Origin of the sequence: Streptomyces sp. NPDC019890 (assembly GCF_044903445.1) — a bacterium.
GTDB lineage: Bacteria > Actinomycetota > Actinomycetes > Streptomycetales > Streptomycetaceae > Streptomyces.
In genome coordinates, this window is sequence record NZ_JBJDQK010000008.1 from 158783 (window position 1) to 174225 (window position 15443).

General features: G+C 71.5%; 11 protein-coding genes. All 11 read right to left on the reverse strand.

Going from position 1 to position 15443, the window contains the following annotated elements:
* Positions 1–32: 32 nt before the first annotated feature.
* Positions 33–968, reverse strand: a complete 936-nt coding sequence (locus tag ACI2LP_RS22865) for an NADP-dependent oxidoreductase (protein ID WP_404726351.1) — start codon at positions 966–968, stop codon at positions 33–35.
* A 196-nt stretch (positions 969–1164) separates the two neighbouring features.
* Entirely contained in the window at positions 1165–4545 is a 3381-nt protein-coding gene (locus ACI2LP_RS22870; RefSeq protein ID WP_404726352.1) for a pyruvate carboxylase, read from the reverse strand.
* Between the two features lie 327 nt (positions 4546–4872).
* Positions 4873–5421: a hypothetical protein gene (locus tag ACI2LP_RS22875; RefSeq protein ID WP_404726353.1), complete on the reverse strand. Its 549-nt coding sequence runs from the start codon at positions 5419–5421 to the stop codon at positions 4873–4875.
* An 88-nt stretch (positions 5422–5509) separates the two neighbouring features.
* A complete protein-coding gene (locus tag ACI2LP_RS22880; RefSeq protein ID WP_404726354.1) occupies positions 5510–7099 on the reverse strand; it encodes an adenosine deaminase in 1590 nt (529 codons plus the stop codon).
* Between the two features lie 99 nt (positions 7100–7198).
* A complete protein-coding gene (locus ACI2LP_RS22885) occupies positions 7199–8215 on the reverse strand; it encodes a TolB family protein (RefSeq protein WP_404726355.1) in 1017 nt (338 codons plus the stop codon).
* Positions 8212–9480: an MFS transporter gene (locus ACI2LP_RS22890; protein ID WP_404726356.1), complete on the reverse strand. Its 1269-nt coding sequence runs from the start codon at positions 9478–9480 to the stop codon at positions 8212–8214. Before ACI2LP_RS22890 ends, ACI2LP_RS22885 begins: the two co-directional genes overlap by 4 nt.
* Before the next feature lie 23 nt (positions 9481–9503).
* Positions 9504–10700 (reverse strand): alkaline phosphatase family protein, encoded by a 1197-nt coding sequence (locus ACI2LP_RS22895; RefSeq protein ID WP_404726357.1) that lies wholly within the window; start codon positions 10698–10700, stop codon positions 9504–9506.
* Positions 10701–10723: 23 nt separating this feature from the next.
* The gene (locus ACI2LP_RS22900) at positions 10724–11599 is read right to left on the reverse strand and encodes a galactokinase (RefSeq protein ID WP_404726358.1); all 876 of its coding nucleotides are present in this window, start codon (positions 11597–11599) and stop codon (positions 10724–10726) included.
* Between the two features lie 5 nt (positions 11600–11604).
* A complete protein-coding gene (locus tag ACI2LP_RS22905; RefSeq protein ID WP_404726359.1) occupies positions 11605–13470 on the reverse strand; it encodes a class I SAM-dependent methyltransferase in 1866 nt (621 codons plus the stop codon).
* A complete protein-coding gene (locus tag ACI2LP_RS22910; RefSeq protein WP_404726360.1) occupies positions 13467–14636 on the reverse strand; it encodes a glycosyltransferase in 1170 nt (389 codons plus the stop codon). Before ACI2LP_RS22910 ends, ACI2LP_RS22905 begins: the two co-directional genes overlap by 4 nt.
* On the reverse strand, positions 14633–15442 hold the full coding sequence (locus ACI2LP_RS22915) for an alpha/beta fold hydrolase (RefSeq protein WP_404726361.1): 810 nt from the start codon (positions 15440–15442) through the stop codon (positions 14633–14635). The genes ACI2LP_RS22910 and ACI2LP_RS22915 overlap by 4 nt, the downstream gene beginning before the upstream one ends.
* Position 15443: the final 1 nt, after the last annotated feature.

The following is a 15443-nucleotide window of genomic DNA, read 5'->3' on the forward strand; positions in this document are numbered from 1 at the left end:
GGGTACGGAATTGCGTCGGCGCCACGCCTCACTCATGCCACGGTGATGACGACCTTGCCCCGGATGTGCTTCTGGGCGAAGTCGAGGACTGCCTGCGGAGCGTCCTCGAACTCGTAACGGGCACCGATCTCGACCCGCAGCCGCCCGTCCGCCGCCCGGGCCGCCAGGTCCTCGAGATCGCCCGGCTCTGCCTGGAAGGGGCCGATGTACACCGGCGACACGTCGCGGCCCAGGTCGCCGGGCCCGAACAGCGGGGAGACCAGACGGCCGCCGGGTCGGGCCGCCCGGGCAGTGCTCGCTACCTGCTCGCCCGAGTTGATCAGGTCGACGACCACGTCGACGCCGTCGGGCGTCAGGCGCAGGGTCTGCTCGACCACGTCGGCGTTCTTGTATTCGACAGTCTCCGCGGCGCCGAGGCCCCGCAGATACTTCTCGTCCTCCGCGGTCGACGTGGCGATCACCCGGGCCCCGAGCGCGTGCGCCAACTGCACGGCGTACAGACCGATTCCGCCGGTGGCCCCGACCACCAGCACGCTCTCGCCCGCCGCGAGCCGGACGGCGCGCAGCAGACAGACCGCCGTGAGGCCCGATTCGGGAATGGCGGCCGCGTGAACGCTGTCCAGGCCCTCAGGACGCGTGGCCAGCCTGGGGCCGGGTGAGGCCACTGTGTACTGGGCCACGGCGCCCGCCTGTCCGGTGAACGCGAGCACCGGATCACCGGGCCCGTATCCGGAAACGCCCTCCCCCACCTCGGCCACGGTGCCGGCCGCGTCCATGCCGACCACCATCGGGTGCTCGACCGGGTACAAGTCCTTCGCCGCGCCGCTGATCAGCGCCAGGTCGAGCGGGTTGAGCGCCGCGGCCTCGACCTTGATCAGCACCTGGCCCGGTCCTGGCGTGAGTGTGGGGTGGTCCGTGACCGCGATCCGGTCCAGCGGCAGGTAATCGGCGGCGACGAGGGCTTTCACGGGCAACTCCCTGGCGTGGCATGAGCGAGCCACCGCACCAGGGCGGTGGCCGGGACGCCCGGGGGTGCGCGCCCCGCTCCCTTCTACGCGCTCGGACCCGCCCGTGCGAGGAGCCCCGCCGTGGACCCCGCCCGTCCGACGGATGACCCGAAGGTGCGGCGGTCGCCACGCCTTCGGATCATCGCCGATGTCGGCGTCAGCCGCCGATCTCGATCAGCAGGTCGCCCGCCTCGACCTGCTGGATCCTGCCGATCGCCAGCCGCTGAACGGTACCGGCACGCTGGGCGGTGATGGAGGCCTCCATCTTCATCGCCTCGATGGTCGCCACCGTCTGCCCCACGGACACCGATTCGCCCTCCTCCACCTGCAGCGTGACCACCCCGGCGAAGGGCGCCGCGACATGGCGGTCGTTGCCCCGCTCGGCCTTCTCCGCCGCTTTGACCTCCGTGGCGACGGACTTGTCCCGCACCGCCACCGGCCGCAGCTGCCCGTTGAGCGTGGCCACCACCGAACGAAAGCCCCGTTCGTCCGCCTCGGAGATGGCTTCCAGCTCAATCAGCAGCGTGACGCCGGGCTCAAGGGTGACCGTGTGCTCGGTCTCCGGTTCCAGGCCGTAGAAGTAGTCCTGTGTACGCAGTACGGAGGTGTCGCCGTACGCCTCACGGTGGGCGTCGAACTCCTTCGTCGGGCCCGGGAACAGCAGCCGGTTCAGCGTCGCCCGGGGTGCGTCCTGCAGACTGCTCCGGTCCTCGGCCGACAGCGTGGGGGCCTTCGCCTGCGCCGGGCGGCCCTGCAACGCGCGCGTGCGGAACGGCTCGGGCCAGCCGCCGGGCGGGTCGCCCAACTCGCCGCGCAGGAATCCGATCACCGAGTCCGGCACGTCGAACTTGCCGGGGTCGGACTCGAAGTCCGCGGCCTCGACGCCGGCTCCGACCAGATGCAGTGCGAGGTCGCCCACCACCTTCGACGACGGAGTCACCTTCACCAGCCGGCCGAGCATCCGGTCCGCCGCCGCGTAGCAGTCCTCGATCAGCTCGAAGCGGTCGCCGAGGCCGAGAGCGATGGCTTGCTGACGCAGGTTCGACAGCTGCCCGCCGGGGATCTCATGGTGGTAGACCCGCCCGGTGGGCGAGGCAAGACCGGACTCGAACGGCGCGTAGACCTTCCGCGTCGCCTCCCAGTACGGCTCCAGATCGCCGACGGCCTGCAGCGACAACCCGGTCGCCCGGTCCGTATGGTCCGTCGCCGCCACCAGTGCCGACAGGGACGGCTGGCTGGTGGTGCCGGCCATCGAGGCGACCGCGGCGTCGACGGCGTCGACCCCCGCGTCGATCGCGGCGATCAGCGTCGCGAGCTGCCCGCCTGCCGTGTCGTGGGTGTGCAGATGCACGGGGAGGTCGAACCGCTCGCGCAGCGCCGTCACCAGCGTCCGGGCGGCGGGCGGGCGCAGCAGCCCGGCCATGTCCTTGATCGCGAGTACGTGCGCGCCCGCTTCGACGATCTGCTCGGCCAGGCGCAGGTAGTAGTCCAGCGTGTAGAGCGTCTCGCCGGGGTCCGACAGGTCCGCGGTGTAGCAGAGCGCGACCTCGGCCAGGGCCGTGCCCGTGGCCCGCACCGCGTCGATCGCCGGGCGCATCTGTGAGACGTCGTTGAGCGCGTCGAAGATCCGGAAGATATCCATCCCGGTCGCTGCGGCCTCGGCGACGAACGCTTCCGTCACTTCCGTCGGATAAGGCGTGTAGCCAACGGTGTTGCGCCCGCGCAGCAGCATCTGGGTGCACACATTGGGTACCGCCTCCCGGATGGCGGCGAGTCGCTCCCAGGGGTCCTCGGCCAGGAATCGCAGCGCCACGTCGTACGTCGCGCCGCCCCAGCACTCCAGGCTGAGTAGCTGCGGCGTCGTACGTGCGACATGCGGAGCCACGGCCAGCAGATCGCGGGTCCGCACCCGGGTCGCGAGCAGGGACTGGTGCGCGTCACGGAACGTCGTGTCCGTAACGGCGACGGCCGACTGACGGCGCAGTGCGGCGGCGAAGGCTTCCGGTCCGAGGTCCGCGAGGCGCTGCCGGGAGCCGTCGGGCGGCGGCGCGCCCAGTGACGTGGGAGGAAGCTTGTCGATCGGGTCGATGACGTCCGGGCGGGGACCGTGGGGCCGGTTGACGGTGGTCTCGGCGAGGTAGTGCAGCATGCGGCTGCCGCGGTCGGCCGACGGACGGGCCCGCATCAACTCCGGATGGTCGTCGATGAAGCTGGTCGTGATGCGGCCCGCCCGGAATTCGGGGTGGTCCAGCACGGCGCCGAGGAAGGGGAGATTGGTGGCGACCCCACGGATGCGGAACTCGGCGATCGCCCGGCGCGCGCGACGGGCGGCGTTGGCGAAGTCGTGGCCGTGACAGGTGAGCTTGACCAGCATCGAGTCGAAGTGCGCCGACACCTCGGCGCCGGTGTGCACCGTGCCGCCGTCGAGCCGGACGCCGGGCCCGCCCGGTGAGCGGTAGGCGGAGATGACGCCGGTATCGGGCCGGAAGCCGTTGGCGGGGTCCTCGGTGGTGATGCGGCACTGAAGGGCGGTGCCGTTCAGGACGATGTCGTCCTGGGTCAGGCGCAGTTCGCGCAGAGTCATACCCGCGGCGATGCGCAGTTGCCCGATCACCAGGTCCCGGCCGGTGACCTGCTCGGTCACCGTGTGCTCCACCTGGATGCGCGGATTCATCTCGATGAAGACGTGGTTGCCGCGCTCGTCGACGAGAAACTCCACGGTGCCCGCGTTCACGTACCCGATGTGGCGGGCGAACGCGACGGCGTCGGCACAGATCCGCTCGCGCAGGCGGGGGTCCAGGTGCGGTGCGGGCGCGATCTCGACGACCTTCTGGTGACGCCGCTGCACCGAGCAGTCCCGCTCGTACAGGTGCACGACATTGCCGTCCGCGTCAGCCAGGATCTGCACCTCGATGTGGCGCGGATTCACCACGGCCTGCTCGAGGAAGACCGTCGCGTCGCCGAACGCGGACTTCGCCTCGCGCATCGCCGCGTCGATCGACTCCCGCAGCTCCCCGGGTTCGGCCACCCGGCGCATGCCCCGTCCGCCGCCACCTGCGACGGCCTTGACGAACAGCGGGAAGCCGATGCTGTCGGCGGCCCCGAGCAGCACGTCCACGTCCGTGGACGGCTCCGAGGACTGGAGTACCGGGACGCCGGCCTCCCGCGCCGCCGCGACCGCGCGGGACTTGTTCCCCGTCAGGTGCAGTACGGACGCGGGTGGTCCCACGAAGGTGATCCCCGCATCCGCGCAGGCTGCGGCCAGGTCCGGGTTCTCCGACAGAAAGCCGTAGCCGGGATAGATTGCGTCGGCGCCGGCCTTGCGCGCCGCCTTGATCACCTCATCGACCGAGAGGTACGCCCGTACGGGATGGCCGGGTTCACCGATTTGGTATGCCTCGTCCGCCTTGGCCCGGTGCAGTGAGTTGCGGTCCTCGTAAGGGAACACCGCCACCGTGGAGATGCCGAGCTCGAACGCCGCGCGGAACGCGCGGATGGCGATCTCACCTCGGTTGGCGACCAATACCTTGCGGAACATCAAACTCCCCTGTCGTGTCGCACCCGGCGCTGCCATGGCATCCGGCGTCCTCGTGGACGGTGTCGATGAGTTTGTGGGTCTGTGTGGAGCGTTGGTCACCGTACCCGACGGCTTCTGACCAGGTCGCGGGTGGTGGCCGTGGCGTTGAACACGCTGCCGCACTCCGGGCACTCTGCGGACGGCACAGGGCAGGACGGCAGGGGGCGCAGAACCGGTCGTCAGCCTCGCCACGCGGCGCGTGGCCGCGGGCACGTACGACGACCGGTCCGCGCCCATGCCGTCATGACTCGGTGAGGGACCGCGACGGCGGGATCGCCGGACGGCCGGTCAGGACTCCTCGAAGTAGGCGTCCAGGACCGCGTCGAGCTCTGCCGTCCACTCCGGGAGGAGGCTCCTGGCCGGGGCCTCGACCTCGGCGTCGAACCAGCGGCGGGTCGCGAGGTGGACCGTGACGGTGAACCGGCGCCCGAATCGTGGCGACTTGACCTCGACCGCCCCGATCTCGTCCCACCGGAACTCGGCCTCCTGGTCGTCCAGCCGGAACCGGACGCCGTCACGGTCCGCAGTGATCGAGCCGCGCCGGTCGCTGACCTCGAATACAGGACCGCCTACGTCCGCCTCCGCCTCCGTGGCGGCGCCTTCCTCACCGACAGCGGCCGCATCTTCGGCGCCGCCCACCGGCTGGGAGTCGTCCGGCTGGGAGTCGTGCGGCTCGGCGTCTTGCGGGACGGCCTCGTCGGGCGATCCCTCCTGGTCCTGCTTCGGGTCTGCCTCCTCCGTCCCGGCAGGGCGGGGGAGGCTGAGGCCGGGAATGTACGCCGGGTCCGTCCCAACGGTGCCCTCGAGCTGAATATCTGGATCTATGCGCTGGTCCACGGCGGGCAGTATGGACGACGAAGCTGTGCAAGACCAGTGGACCCTCTGACGGGCTCACTCCCGGCCGGCGATCCGGCCGGACAGGACGCTAGGGCCGGGACGCGGGAACCCGGTGTTCGAAGGCCGTGAACGCCGCCTCCTGACGCCATTCCACGCTCGCCTTCGGGCTGGCCGCGAGGAATGCCGCACATCCGGGGCCCGGTTCGCGCTCCCCCGGTCGTTCGGCGCGGCACTCGCGCACCCGGCGGTGGCGGCCGGGTGCGTCCCACAGGCTGCGGCCCGGCAGGAAGGCGTACTCGAGCGAGGCGCGGGCCAGGTCCTTCAGGTCGCGGTAGGACAGGTCGTACGTCCGGGCCGCGCGCAGGTATTCGTCGCTGATGGTGATCCGGGAGACACCCGCGTCATCCGTGGCGAGCACGACGGGGACGCCACGCTGCCGGTAGAGCGGGAAGGGATGTTCGGGGCCCGACACACCGAGGATCTGGTCGTTGCTGCTGAGTGGGACCTCGACGGCGACACGGCGCGCGGCCATGGTCGCCAGGAGTTCGTCCCTCGCGTCCTCGTGCCGGATGTCGACGCCGTGCCCGATCCGCTCGGCTCCTGCGATATTCACGGCCTCACGGATGTGGAAGGCCAGGTCCTCGGGCTTGACCAGGCCGGGGGCCAGTTCGCCGGCGTGCAGGGTGATGTGCGCCCGGGGGTGGACGCCGTGCAAATAGTTGAGCATCCGCATGTGCAGGCTGTAGTCCCGCAGGGATTCGACCCCGTCCTCGGGCTGGACCAGGTTCACCGCGGCGAACCGCGGGTCGCGTTCGGCCAGTTCCATGGCCAGCACCATCTGGGTGAACACCCGCTCGGGGGTTGAGTTGCGCGACACCTGCGAGATGAACAGGAAGGGCACCGCGCAGCCCGGGTCCGGATGTGCGCTGTCGCAGTGGGCGACGGCGCGGAACTCCGCGAGTCCCCGGTCGGCTTCCGTCCGGGCCTGCCGCACGACCTGGTCCATCGCGCCGTCGGCGAGCAGCTTGCGGTGCAGCTGGGGCAGATTCGCGTCGTAGCCGACCCGGTCGGCGAGTGCCTTGGCACCCTGACTGTTCGGGGTGATCATCAGCTCTTGGTAGAACTGGTTCTGCCTGGCCACCGTGTTCGAGACGTCGGCCATCAGTTTGCCGGGATGTCGCCAGGTCGCCTCGCCGAACTTGCCGAACGTGGCGAAGAAGTGATCGTGCCCGGACTCGGCGCCGGGTGTGAAGTCCTGCATCGACCAGGCACGCAGCACCTGCTGCCGGAAGCCGGCGTCGGTGTTCAACTCGGCGGCGGGCCGGCTGCCCGCCGGACACGGCGGCGGGAGAGCCCGCTGGGTGTCGTTCTCGATGCAGAGACCGTCCTCGACGGCCAGGTCCATCAGCAGTTCGGTCGATGCGGCGCCGGAGAGATGGCTGTGCAGGTCGCCGCCCTTGGGCAATCGGCGGAAGAACGAGGCGAGTTCCTCCGGCCGGTCATGGATGCTCTGCAGGTAGGCCGCCACGCGACGCTCGGCGGCCGGTGCGCGGACCGCACCGGCGTCAGCACCGGCGTCCCCACTGGCGGCGGCCGGCGTTACGGCGAGCGTCGTCAGCGCGAGGGCCGGCAGCACCGACCGACGACTCCGCACGAGGCCGTGACTCTTGTTGATCATGCGGCCATGGTGGCCAGCCCCGCCCCGAAGCACCCCGGTGACAGGCCACGATCACCTGAAAGAACCGCCAGGACCTCGCCATGGCGGACAGATGAGGGCTCAGCCGATCACAGCCGGAGAGACACCTGATTTCACCAACATCCCTGGCGTGCCGCTCCCGTCGGCCCGGACCGACCAGAGATCGGCACCGAAGTCGCCGGGCAGCGCGTAGAGGAGCGTACGGCCGTCCAGCCACAGTGCCTGGTCGTCGACGCTTCTCTGCTCGGCGAGCGCTGTCTCCCGGCCGCTGCGCAGGTCCAGGACATACAGCCGCCACGGGGTGTCGGCGGGAGCGCCCGGGACGCGTTTCTTGAAGGCTACGCGGGCGCCGTCCGGGGAGAGGGAGGGGCACTCGACGTTCTCGTGCAGGGTGCGCAGCGTGCGCCGAGCGAGGTCGCCTTCCACGAGGTAGGTATGACCACCGGTGGCAAGAGTCGCGTAGAAGCGGTTGTCGTCCGCGGCGAAGGTGACGCCCCAGAAGTTGGCGTCGGCGGCCCGGTGGCGGCGGCCGTCCTTGAGGACGGTGAACTTCTCGAGGTCGGGATGGAGGGTTCCGGTCCGTGTGTCGTAGATGGCGGTACGGGTGGAGAACGCGCCACCCGCGTACGAGTCTCCGCTGACGAAGACCGTCCACGCAGCGAGCCGGCCGCTCGGTGATACCCGGGCGCGTGTGGGAATCCCGGGCACCCGGAAACTGCGGACGGCTCGCAGCTTCGCGTCCAGGAGCACTGCTTCATGGCCGGGGACCACTCCGCCCGTGGCCCGCAGGCAGATGCCGGTGCCGGCCGCCGCGTGGAAGCGCAGGCAGTCGCGGGGCGCGGAGAGACGAGGCCCGGCCGGAGTGTTCAGCGGGACCGACGAGACGCGATCGCGTTGCGGACCCCAGGCGAGGTTACGGAAGAGCAGCCTGCCCTGCTGACGCAAGGTCACCGCACCGGCGTGGGCGACCGGTTCGCCAGGCCGGGCGCGGTCGCGTTCGGCGGCACGGTCGGCGGCACGCAGAGTGGCGACGGTGGCGACCGCGGCCAGGAGTGCGGCGGCGACGACGAGGACGAGCAGTTTGGAACGGGTTTTCATGCGCGACTCCGTTGATGGAAGGCGGCGACCGCGATCAGGGCGAGCGCCAGAGCCGCAGCGGCCACGGTCAGAGCGCCTTCGGGCCCGAGGTACATCCAGCCCACGCCGAAGAGAAGTGAGCCGCCGAAACGGGCGAGGGCTTGTGACGACTGCACCAGCGCGAGTCCGCTCGCCGTCAGCTGCGGGGGCAGCAGCGGACCTGTCGCGGCCATCAGCACGCCGTCAGTGGCCGCGTAGAACGTACCGAGCAGGATGAGTACGCACCCGGCTGCCACCCGACCGCCGCCCCAGGGCGCGAGGAGCAGCAGATATGCGATGAGCAGCGCCCCGTGCCCGGCGAGGAAGACCCCCGGGCGACCGATCCGGTCCGCCAGCCGTCCCAGCGGCACCGCCAGCAGCAGGAATCCGGTGGCCGCACCGACGGGCAGCAGCGGGAAGTACGGGGTGGGCAGGTCGAGACGGCGCTGTAGCAGCAGATAGAGGAACGAGTCGCTCACCGTGACCGCGCCGAGCAGCGCGGCGATCAGGCAGAGCCGCGGCAGGCCACGGGTGCGGGCGGGGGCCCGAAGTACCCTGCGGTTGCTGGGTGTTCGGCTCACCGTCGCGCGCTCGGCCTTTCCCGCCGAGGTGTCCCGTACGAAGAGGACGAGCAGCAGTACGCCGAGTGCGGCGACGCAGAAGCTGACCACGAACACGGCGTCGTAGCCGTCACGTGCGGCCCACAGCACCGCGAAGGCGGCGAGCGGGCCCAACAGCGCCCCCGCGGTGTCCATCGCCCGGTGGACCCCGAAGGCGCGGCCCTGTTCCTCGGGCGGGCAGGACAGGGAGATGAGCGCGTCCCGCGGGGCGGTGCGCAGCCCCTTACCGCTGCGGTCCGCGGCGAGGACGGCACCGATCCCCCAGGGTGTCGTAACGGCGAGCAGGGCGAGTTTGCATCCGGCGGAGATGGCGTAGCCGATACCGGCGAGCAGTTTGCGGCGCTGGGCGCGGTCGGCGAGATGGCCGCCCGCCAGCCGGGACAGGACGGTCGCGCCCTGATAGAGGCCGTCGAGGGCGCCGAAGGCGAGCGGGGACATTCCGAGGCCGACAACGAGATAGAGCGGCAGTACGGCGGTGACCATCTCGGCGGAGACGTCCGTGAGGAGGCTGACCGCGCCCAGGGCGATCACATTTCCGGCGACCGCACGGCGGACCTTGGTGCCGCGCGGCGGGCGGGTGCGTATGCCCGCCGTGGTGTCGGCGGCCCGGCTGGCCGACAGATACACAGCGTCTCCCCTTCCGGCCGAGGTCAGAACCAGTTGACCGTGAGAGGGAAGGTGGTGCTGTCCGAGGCTCCGGCGGAGTCTGTCGCTGTGGCGGTGACCTGGAGGGTGCCGACCTGCCAGGGCTTGCCGGTGATCCTGCCGGTCGTGGCGTCGATGGAGAGGCCGAACGGCAGCCCGGAAGCGGCTAACGTGAGCGGAGCCGTGCCGCCCGTGGCGGTGATCTGGATGGTGCAGCTCTGGTTGAACCTGCACGTCTGCGCACCAGGGTTGGCCACACTCAGGGCCCCGCCCGGCGGAGTCCCGTCACCGAACACCTCGCTGATGGGTGTGGCGGTTGCCGCGTTGCCTGCATGGGCCGTGCCGAAGAGATCCTCAAGGGTGCGCAGCAGGTTGTAGTGGTTGTACGCGCCGCCGTACTTGCCCTGCTTGACCTTGGCCCCGGAGAAGACCGTTGCGATCTGGTTGGAGCCGAGGTAGTTGTCCTCGTCCCACGTGAGCACCAGCAGGCTGTTGTGTGCCTTTGCCCAATCGGCGTAGGCGCCGAGACTGTTCTTGAGCCAGGAGTCGCCGGTGCCGACCGAACAGGAATGCATGTCGTTGCACTGGTTCGGAACGACGAACGACAGGTTCGGCAGCTGGGTGAAATCGCTCTTCGGGAACTGCGCCCAGGTCTTGCCGGTGTTGAGGGGCACGTTCTTGAAGGCGAACCACGGGTTGTGCTTCTGTGCGTACTGGCCGTTGGTGCAGGCGGTGGATCCTTCGCTCGGAAGGTCTTCGTTGTAGGTGGCGAAGGTCTTGCCCGCGGCGATCAGTTCCTGACCGAGGTTGGGGGCGCTCATCGACTGGGGGGTGTAGCAGCCGTCTGAGGTGACCCCCTGAGTGGTGCCGGAGAAGAGGTTGAAGTAGTTCGGCTGGCTGGGGTGCGTCAGCGCCTTCATGCCGGTGAGGCTTGCGCCGGCGGTGGCGAGCTGGTTGATGTAGGGCGCATTGGCACTGCCGATGATCTCGCCGTACTGCTTGTTCTCGAAGACGACGACGACCACGTGGTCGTAGCCGGGCAGTGCGGCGGCACTCGCCTGCGGCTCTGCGGCGCGGGAGTCGGCGGCACCGTAGGTGGCGACGAGACAGAGGATGCTGAAGATCCCTGCGGCCGTCACCCGCCACCCCCGGACGCTGCTGCCGCCGCCGGTGTCGGGTTTTCGGTTCGGTGTCCGATTCACTCGGTGTCCCTCCTTCTTCATTCTCACTCCTCGCGGCGGGCCGCGCCCGCCACGGTGATGTTCACGAAGCGCGGCACACGGTGGCCGCCGGCGCGGAACTCCTCGGCAACGGTGGTACGGATGTCACTCACCCGGTCCTGCGGCAGCAGCACCAGGGCGCTGCGCTCCGGCCGCAGCCCGGGCCACCAGGCGGCCGTAGCGCCAGCGCGCCGGGCGCTCGCCACAGCGCGCCGGATGTCGCCAGGGCCCGGGCTTTCCCCGCGGGTCACCAACAGCATCAGCCGGGCCCCGTACTCGGCAGGGTCGAAGCGGACGCGGCGCCGTCCGTGCTCGCCGAGCAGGAGTGCCCGGCCGGGGCGGGCGAACAGCACGGCCTCGCGCAACGCCTCATTGCCGCCGGGCCCGGCGGCCCGCGCGAGGGCGGCGAGCCTGCCGCGCGGCGGGCGTGGTCGGCTGCGCCCGGCGTGCAGGTCGGCGACCGCGAGCGCCACCGCGCACTCCAGCGGTTCGGCGCTCGACAGCCCGGTCGCGGCCGTCAGCGTGGAGTGGATGTGCAGGTCGATACCGCCGCGGCCGTATCCGTGGCGGGCCATGGTCCGCAGGAGGGCGTAGCTGCGGGCTGCCCAGTCGGGGTGGGGTGACGCCGGGCCGCTGAGCGGGAGTTCGCAGCTGTGTGCGGGGTGGGCGAGCGAACTCAGCCGTACGATGCCGTCTTCACGCGGTGCCGCGGCGGCCGCCACGGGCCAGCCCGCGGCGGCGACGAGATGCGGCGAGCCGAGGTGGAAGGCGTGCGGGGCGCTCCACACCGTGGCCGGCGGCCGGTCGTGTGCCGATTCGAGAGCGTAGGCGACCAGCCGGAAGAGCGGGTCGGCCGTGTGGCGGCGGGCGATGTCCAGCATGCCGGTCACCGCGGCCCGGGGGCCGCCTGCGTCCTGCGGGCGATCAACCGGTAGGCGTTGCCCCCGTCGGTGGCACGGGCCACTGCCGCGCGCACTCTGTCCAGGGCCGCAGCGGCGGCGTAGCACGGCAGCGCCGCGGTCTGTACGGCTGCGCGGAAGGCCCGCTGCGGCACGGTGGCCTTGCCCGCCCCCCAGGGGGCGTACGGGTTGGGAGCGAGCCGGTTCGCGGTGAGCAGCACGGCGCCGACGAAGTCGCATGCCTGATGGGCCGGGCCGTGCTCCTCGGCCAGGACCGTGAACCCGCGGTCGGCGAGCGCCTGCCGGAGGTTGGCGAGCGGGATGAGGTGCTGGTGCTGGGGCTGGAACCAGGGCAGCCAGTACGGGCCGAGGAGCCGGGAGAGCCGTGACTCGGGGTCGGGCAGCTCGATGAGCAGATGCCCGCCGGGCGGCAGCACCTGGGCGGCCGCATCGAGCTCGGCGAGCGGGTCCCGGGTGTGTTCCAGGTAGTGGTACATGCTGACGGTGTCGTAGCGGTTGACGAGTCCGGGGGCGAGCTCGGGGAACTGGCCGCGGTGAGCGGTGCCGATCCAGCCGCGGGCCTCGGCCTCGCGCACGGCGTCCGACATGTCCAGGCCGTCGAAGCGGGTCCCGGGCCAGATGTCGCGCGCGCTGTCGCAGAAGTGGCCGTGGCCGGTGCCCACGTCGAGCCAGGCGGCAGGCTCGCCGAACGGTTTCAGCATGGCCGCGCGGCCACGGTACGAGGGGCCCATCGTGCCGAACACATGGGCGGCGCCGCCGACACCGAGGCCGTCGTAGAAGTCGCGGTAGTAGAAGTCGAGTCCTTCGAGGGAGAGGCGGGGGTTCTGGAAGACATGCCCGCAGTCACCGCACTGTTCGAGGGTGAAGTGGCCGGGCTTGCCCTGGAACAGATCAGGCATGTGCACGCGTACGGCGAGTTCGGCCGAGCCGCACCAGGGGCAGTCGGGGCGGCGCGGTTCGAGGAACCGCTCGGTGCCCTCCTTGAGGTCGGCGGTGTAGGCGGGCCGCAGCGCCGTCAGCGCGGACACCGTTTGTGCCGAGCCCGGATCGTGGCTCGCCGCGGTGCGCAGGGCGGTGGCGAAGGAGCGCAGTGGGCGCAGGGCGGTGGCGCGCGACAGGTCCCCCGGGCGCAACGGGCTGCGCTTGCCGCCGAGGACCAGGGTGGGTTGCAGCCAGTAGAGGGCCAGCGCGACGGCACCCCAGCGGCGGTCTTTGACGGCCGCACGGACGAGCAGGACCAGGCCGGCCAGTTGAGCGGCGGCCACCAGACGCGGGGGCAGTCCCTGGGCGCGCAACTCCGCGACGCGCCCGGCGAGGTCGGGGGCCGGGGCGGTCAGCCCGGGGGCGATGGCGGTGCCGGTCGCGGCGGTGGCGTACTCCTTCAAACGGCAGAGCAGGGTGTGCAGTTCCGCGGTGTCGAGGTCGGTCCCTGCCTCGGTTCCCGACCGGTCCCGGACGCCGTCCGCGACAAGTACGGCGTGTCCTGCGCCGCGCACCGTGCCCGTGCGGGCAAAGCGGGAGTCCTTGAGTTCAAGATCACGGAGCAGGCCCAGCGCGCGCTCCGTGTCGATGCCGCCGGGGAACAGGTCGAGGAGTTGCAGGCCGGTATGTTCCGCGTGGGCGACGGCGGCGGTCAGGGTGGCCTTGTCGACCTCGACGCCCTGCCCGGTGATCAGCTGCCAGCCGTCCAGGGCCACGCCGTCCGCGGGGGCTGCCGGATCCAGCACGGGTACGGCGGCCAGTCGGCGGCGGGCGCGCACCGTGCCCGCGGTGAGGCCGGCCAGGGCGGCGAGCGCGGCCCACGGGACGCGGCGTGTACGGGACTGTGTCATAGCAGCTTCTCCAACCTGTCGGCCGCGGCCGCGGCACCTCCGGCCGCCGCGAAGGATGCCTGGATTCGGCGGGCGGCCCGGCGGTGGTCCGGGCCGTCGAGAACGGCGCTCAGAGCGGCGTGGATGTCGTCGGCGCGGGGGCGGCCGAAGCGCACCCGGATGCCTGCCCCGGCCGCCTCGACCTGCCGCGCGACGATCGGCTGGTCGTCACGGACCGGCGCGACGACCAGGGGCAGACCGTGCGCGAGTGCCTCGCAGACGGTGTTGTGCCCGCCGTGGCAGACCACGGCGTCGAGATGTGCCAGCAGCGGGAGTTGGGGGACGTACTCCTGAAGCAGGACATGGTCCGCGCGCACCTCGCCGACCACGTCCGTGGGTGCGGCCACGATCAGCTGCACCTGGTCGGCCAGGCGCTCCGCGGCCCGCAGGACCGCGGTGTAGAAACGGCCGCCCGCCTCGCGGTTGAGGGTGCCAAGCGAGACCAGCACCCGGCGTCGTACGGGATCCAGCCGCCGCCAGGGGAAGGACGAGGCGTCTGCCGGGCGGGTGCCCAGCGCGGGACCGACGAAGGCGTGGTGGTCGGGACCGGCCTCGTCCGCGCCGAGGAGTTCGGGGGTGGAGAAGACCAGGACCAGGCGGTCCGAGAAGCGCGGGTCCCAGTCCGCGGGCGCGCCGGCCTCGGTCAGGAAGCCGGCGATCCGGTCTGTCACCCACTCCCCCACCTTGGGGAATCCGGCGAAGGGCCGGGTGAACTCGGCCGTGGTCGTCGCGGAGGTCACCCACGGCAGTCCGCGCCGCCGGGCGGTCACGGCCCCGGCGAGGGCCTGTTGGTCGGCGACGAGCACATCGGGGGCGTATGCATCGACCGCCTCCTCGACTCCGGGCAGCATTGCGTGGGCGAGCGGGATGAGCGCCTCCTCCCACAGAAAGCGCAGGGCGGCGACGCCACGCAGATCGCGCCAGCGGCCGTGCAGTGTGCCGTAGCCCCCGGGCCCGGTGCGGTCGCCGGCCGGGAGGAGAGTGGCGCGTGCGGGCAGCAGAGAGGGCAGGACCTCGGCGGGACCGGTCCAGGCGACCTGGTGTCCGCGCGCGGTGAGTTCGGCGGCGACGGCGACCGTGGGGTTGACGTGCCCGGCGAGCGGCGGGACGGCAAACAGCACTCTCATACCGTCACCGCCTCGGGCTGCCGCAGCGCGGCCTCGGCCAGCCGGTCGAGGACTGCTTGGCGGAGCTCGCCGGTGCCGCCCTGCAGGACGTCGTGGCCGAGACCCGCCAGGATGCGGACGGTGCACAAGGGCGCGTGGCGGGCCAGTTCCCGGACGCCGGGGACGAGTTCGGAGTGCTCTCCGCAGACGGCCAGCACCGGACAGCTCACCCGGGCGAAGTCCTCGGCCGTGAACGTCCGTGCCGCCGCGATGTCGTCGACCAGGCTGGTGCGGTTGAGGAGTTCGTCGGCCGTGGCGGTCAGCCGTGCCGCCTTGCGCGCGCCGAGCAAGGCGAGTTCGCGCGGCACCTGGCTGCCTTCGAGGCCGAGAGCGGCGACGGAGAGTGTGTCGAGCATGTTCTCGATCCAGGGCCCGTTCAGCGGGGGCTCGATCAGCACGAGCCCGGCGACGAGGTCGGGGCGAGCGAGCGCGGTGTGCAGGGCGAGTGTGCCGCCGTAACTGTTGCCGATGAGGTGTACCGGGCGTTCGTCGAGCTCCATTGCGGCGAGCAGGGCGGTCAGGTCCGCCACCGAGGTCCGGGTGTCGTAGCCGGTGGGCGGGCGCTCGCTGCGCCCGTGGCCGCGCAGGTCGTACAGGACGACGTCGTGTCCGGCGCGGGCGGCGGGGACGGCGAGCGTGGCGTAGAAGCTGGAGAGGTTGTCGACGACCAGGCCATGGAGGAAGACGGCCGTCGTGCCCGAGCCAGCGTCGGCGGCGGGCAGCCGCTGGACGTGGAAGCGGAGGGAGTTGGCGATGATCTCGGCCATG

Coding starts and splice junctions, on each gene's coding strand:
- ACI2LP_RS22870 (WP_404726352.1), bottom strand. CDS start 4,545: ATGTTCCGCAAGGTATTGGTCGCCAACCGAGGTGAGATCGCCATCCGC.
- ACI2LP_RS22900 (WP_404726358.1), bottom strand. CDS start 11,599: ATGCTGGACATCGCCCGCCGCCACACGGCCGACCCGCTCTTCCGGCTG.
- ACI2LP_RS22915 (WP_404726361.1), bottom strand. CDS start 15,442: ATGGCCGAGATCATCGCCAACTCCCTCCGCTTCCACGTCCAGCGGCTG.
- ACI2LP_RS22885 (WP_404726355.1), bottom strand. CDS start 8,215: ATGAAAACCCGTTCCAAACTGCTCGTCCTCGTCGTCGCCGCCGCACTC.
- ACI2LP_RS22880 (WP_404726354.1), bottom strand. CDS start 7,099: ATGATCAACAAGAGTCACGGCCTCGTGCGGAGTCGTCGGTCGGTGCTG.
- ACI2LP_RS22905 (WP_404726359.1), bottom strand. CDS start 13,470: ATGACACAGTCCCGTACACGCCGCGTCCCGTGGGCCGCGCTCGCCGCC.
- ACI2LP_RS22910 (WP_404726360.1), bottom strand. CDS start 14,636: ATGAGAGTGCTGTTTGCCGTCCCGCCGCTCGCCGGGCACGTCAACCCC.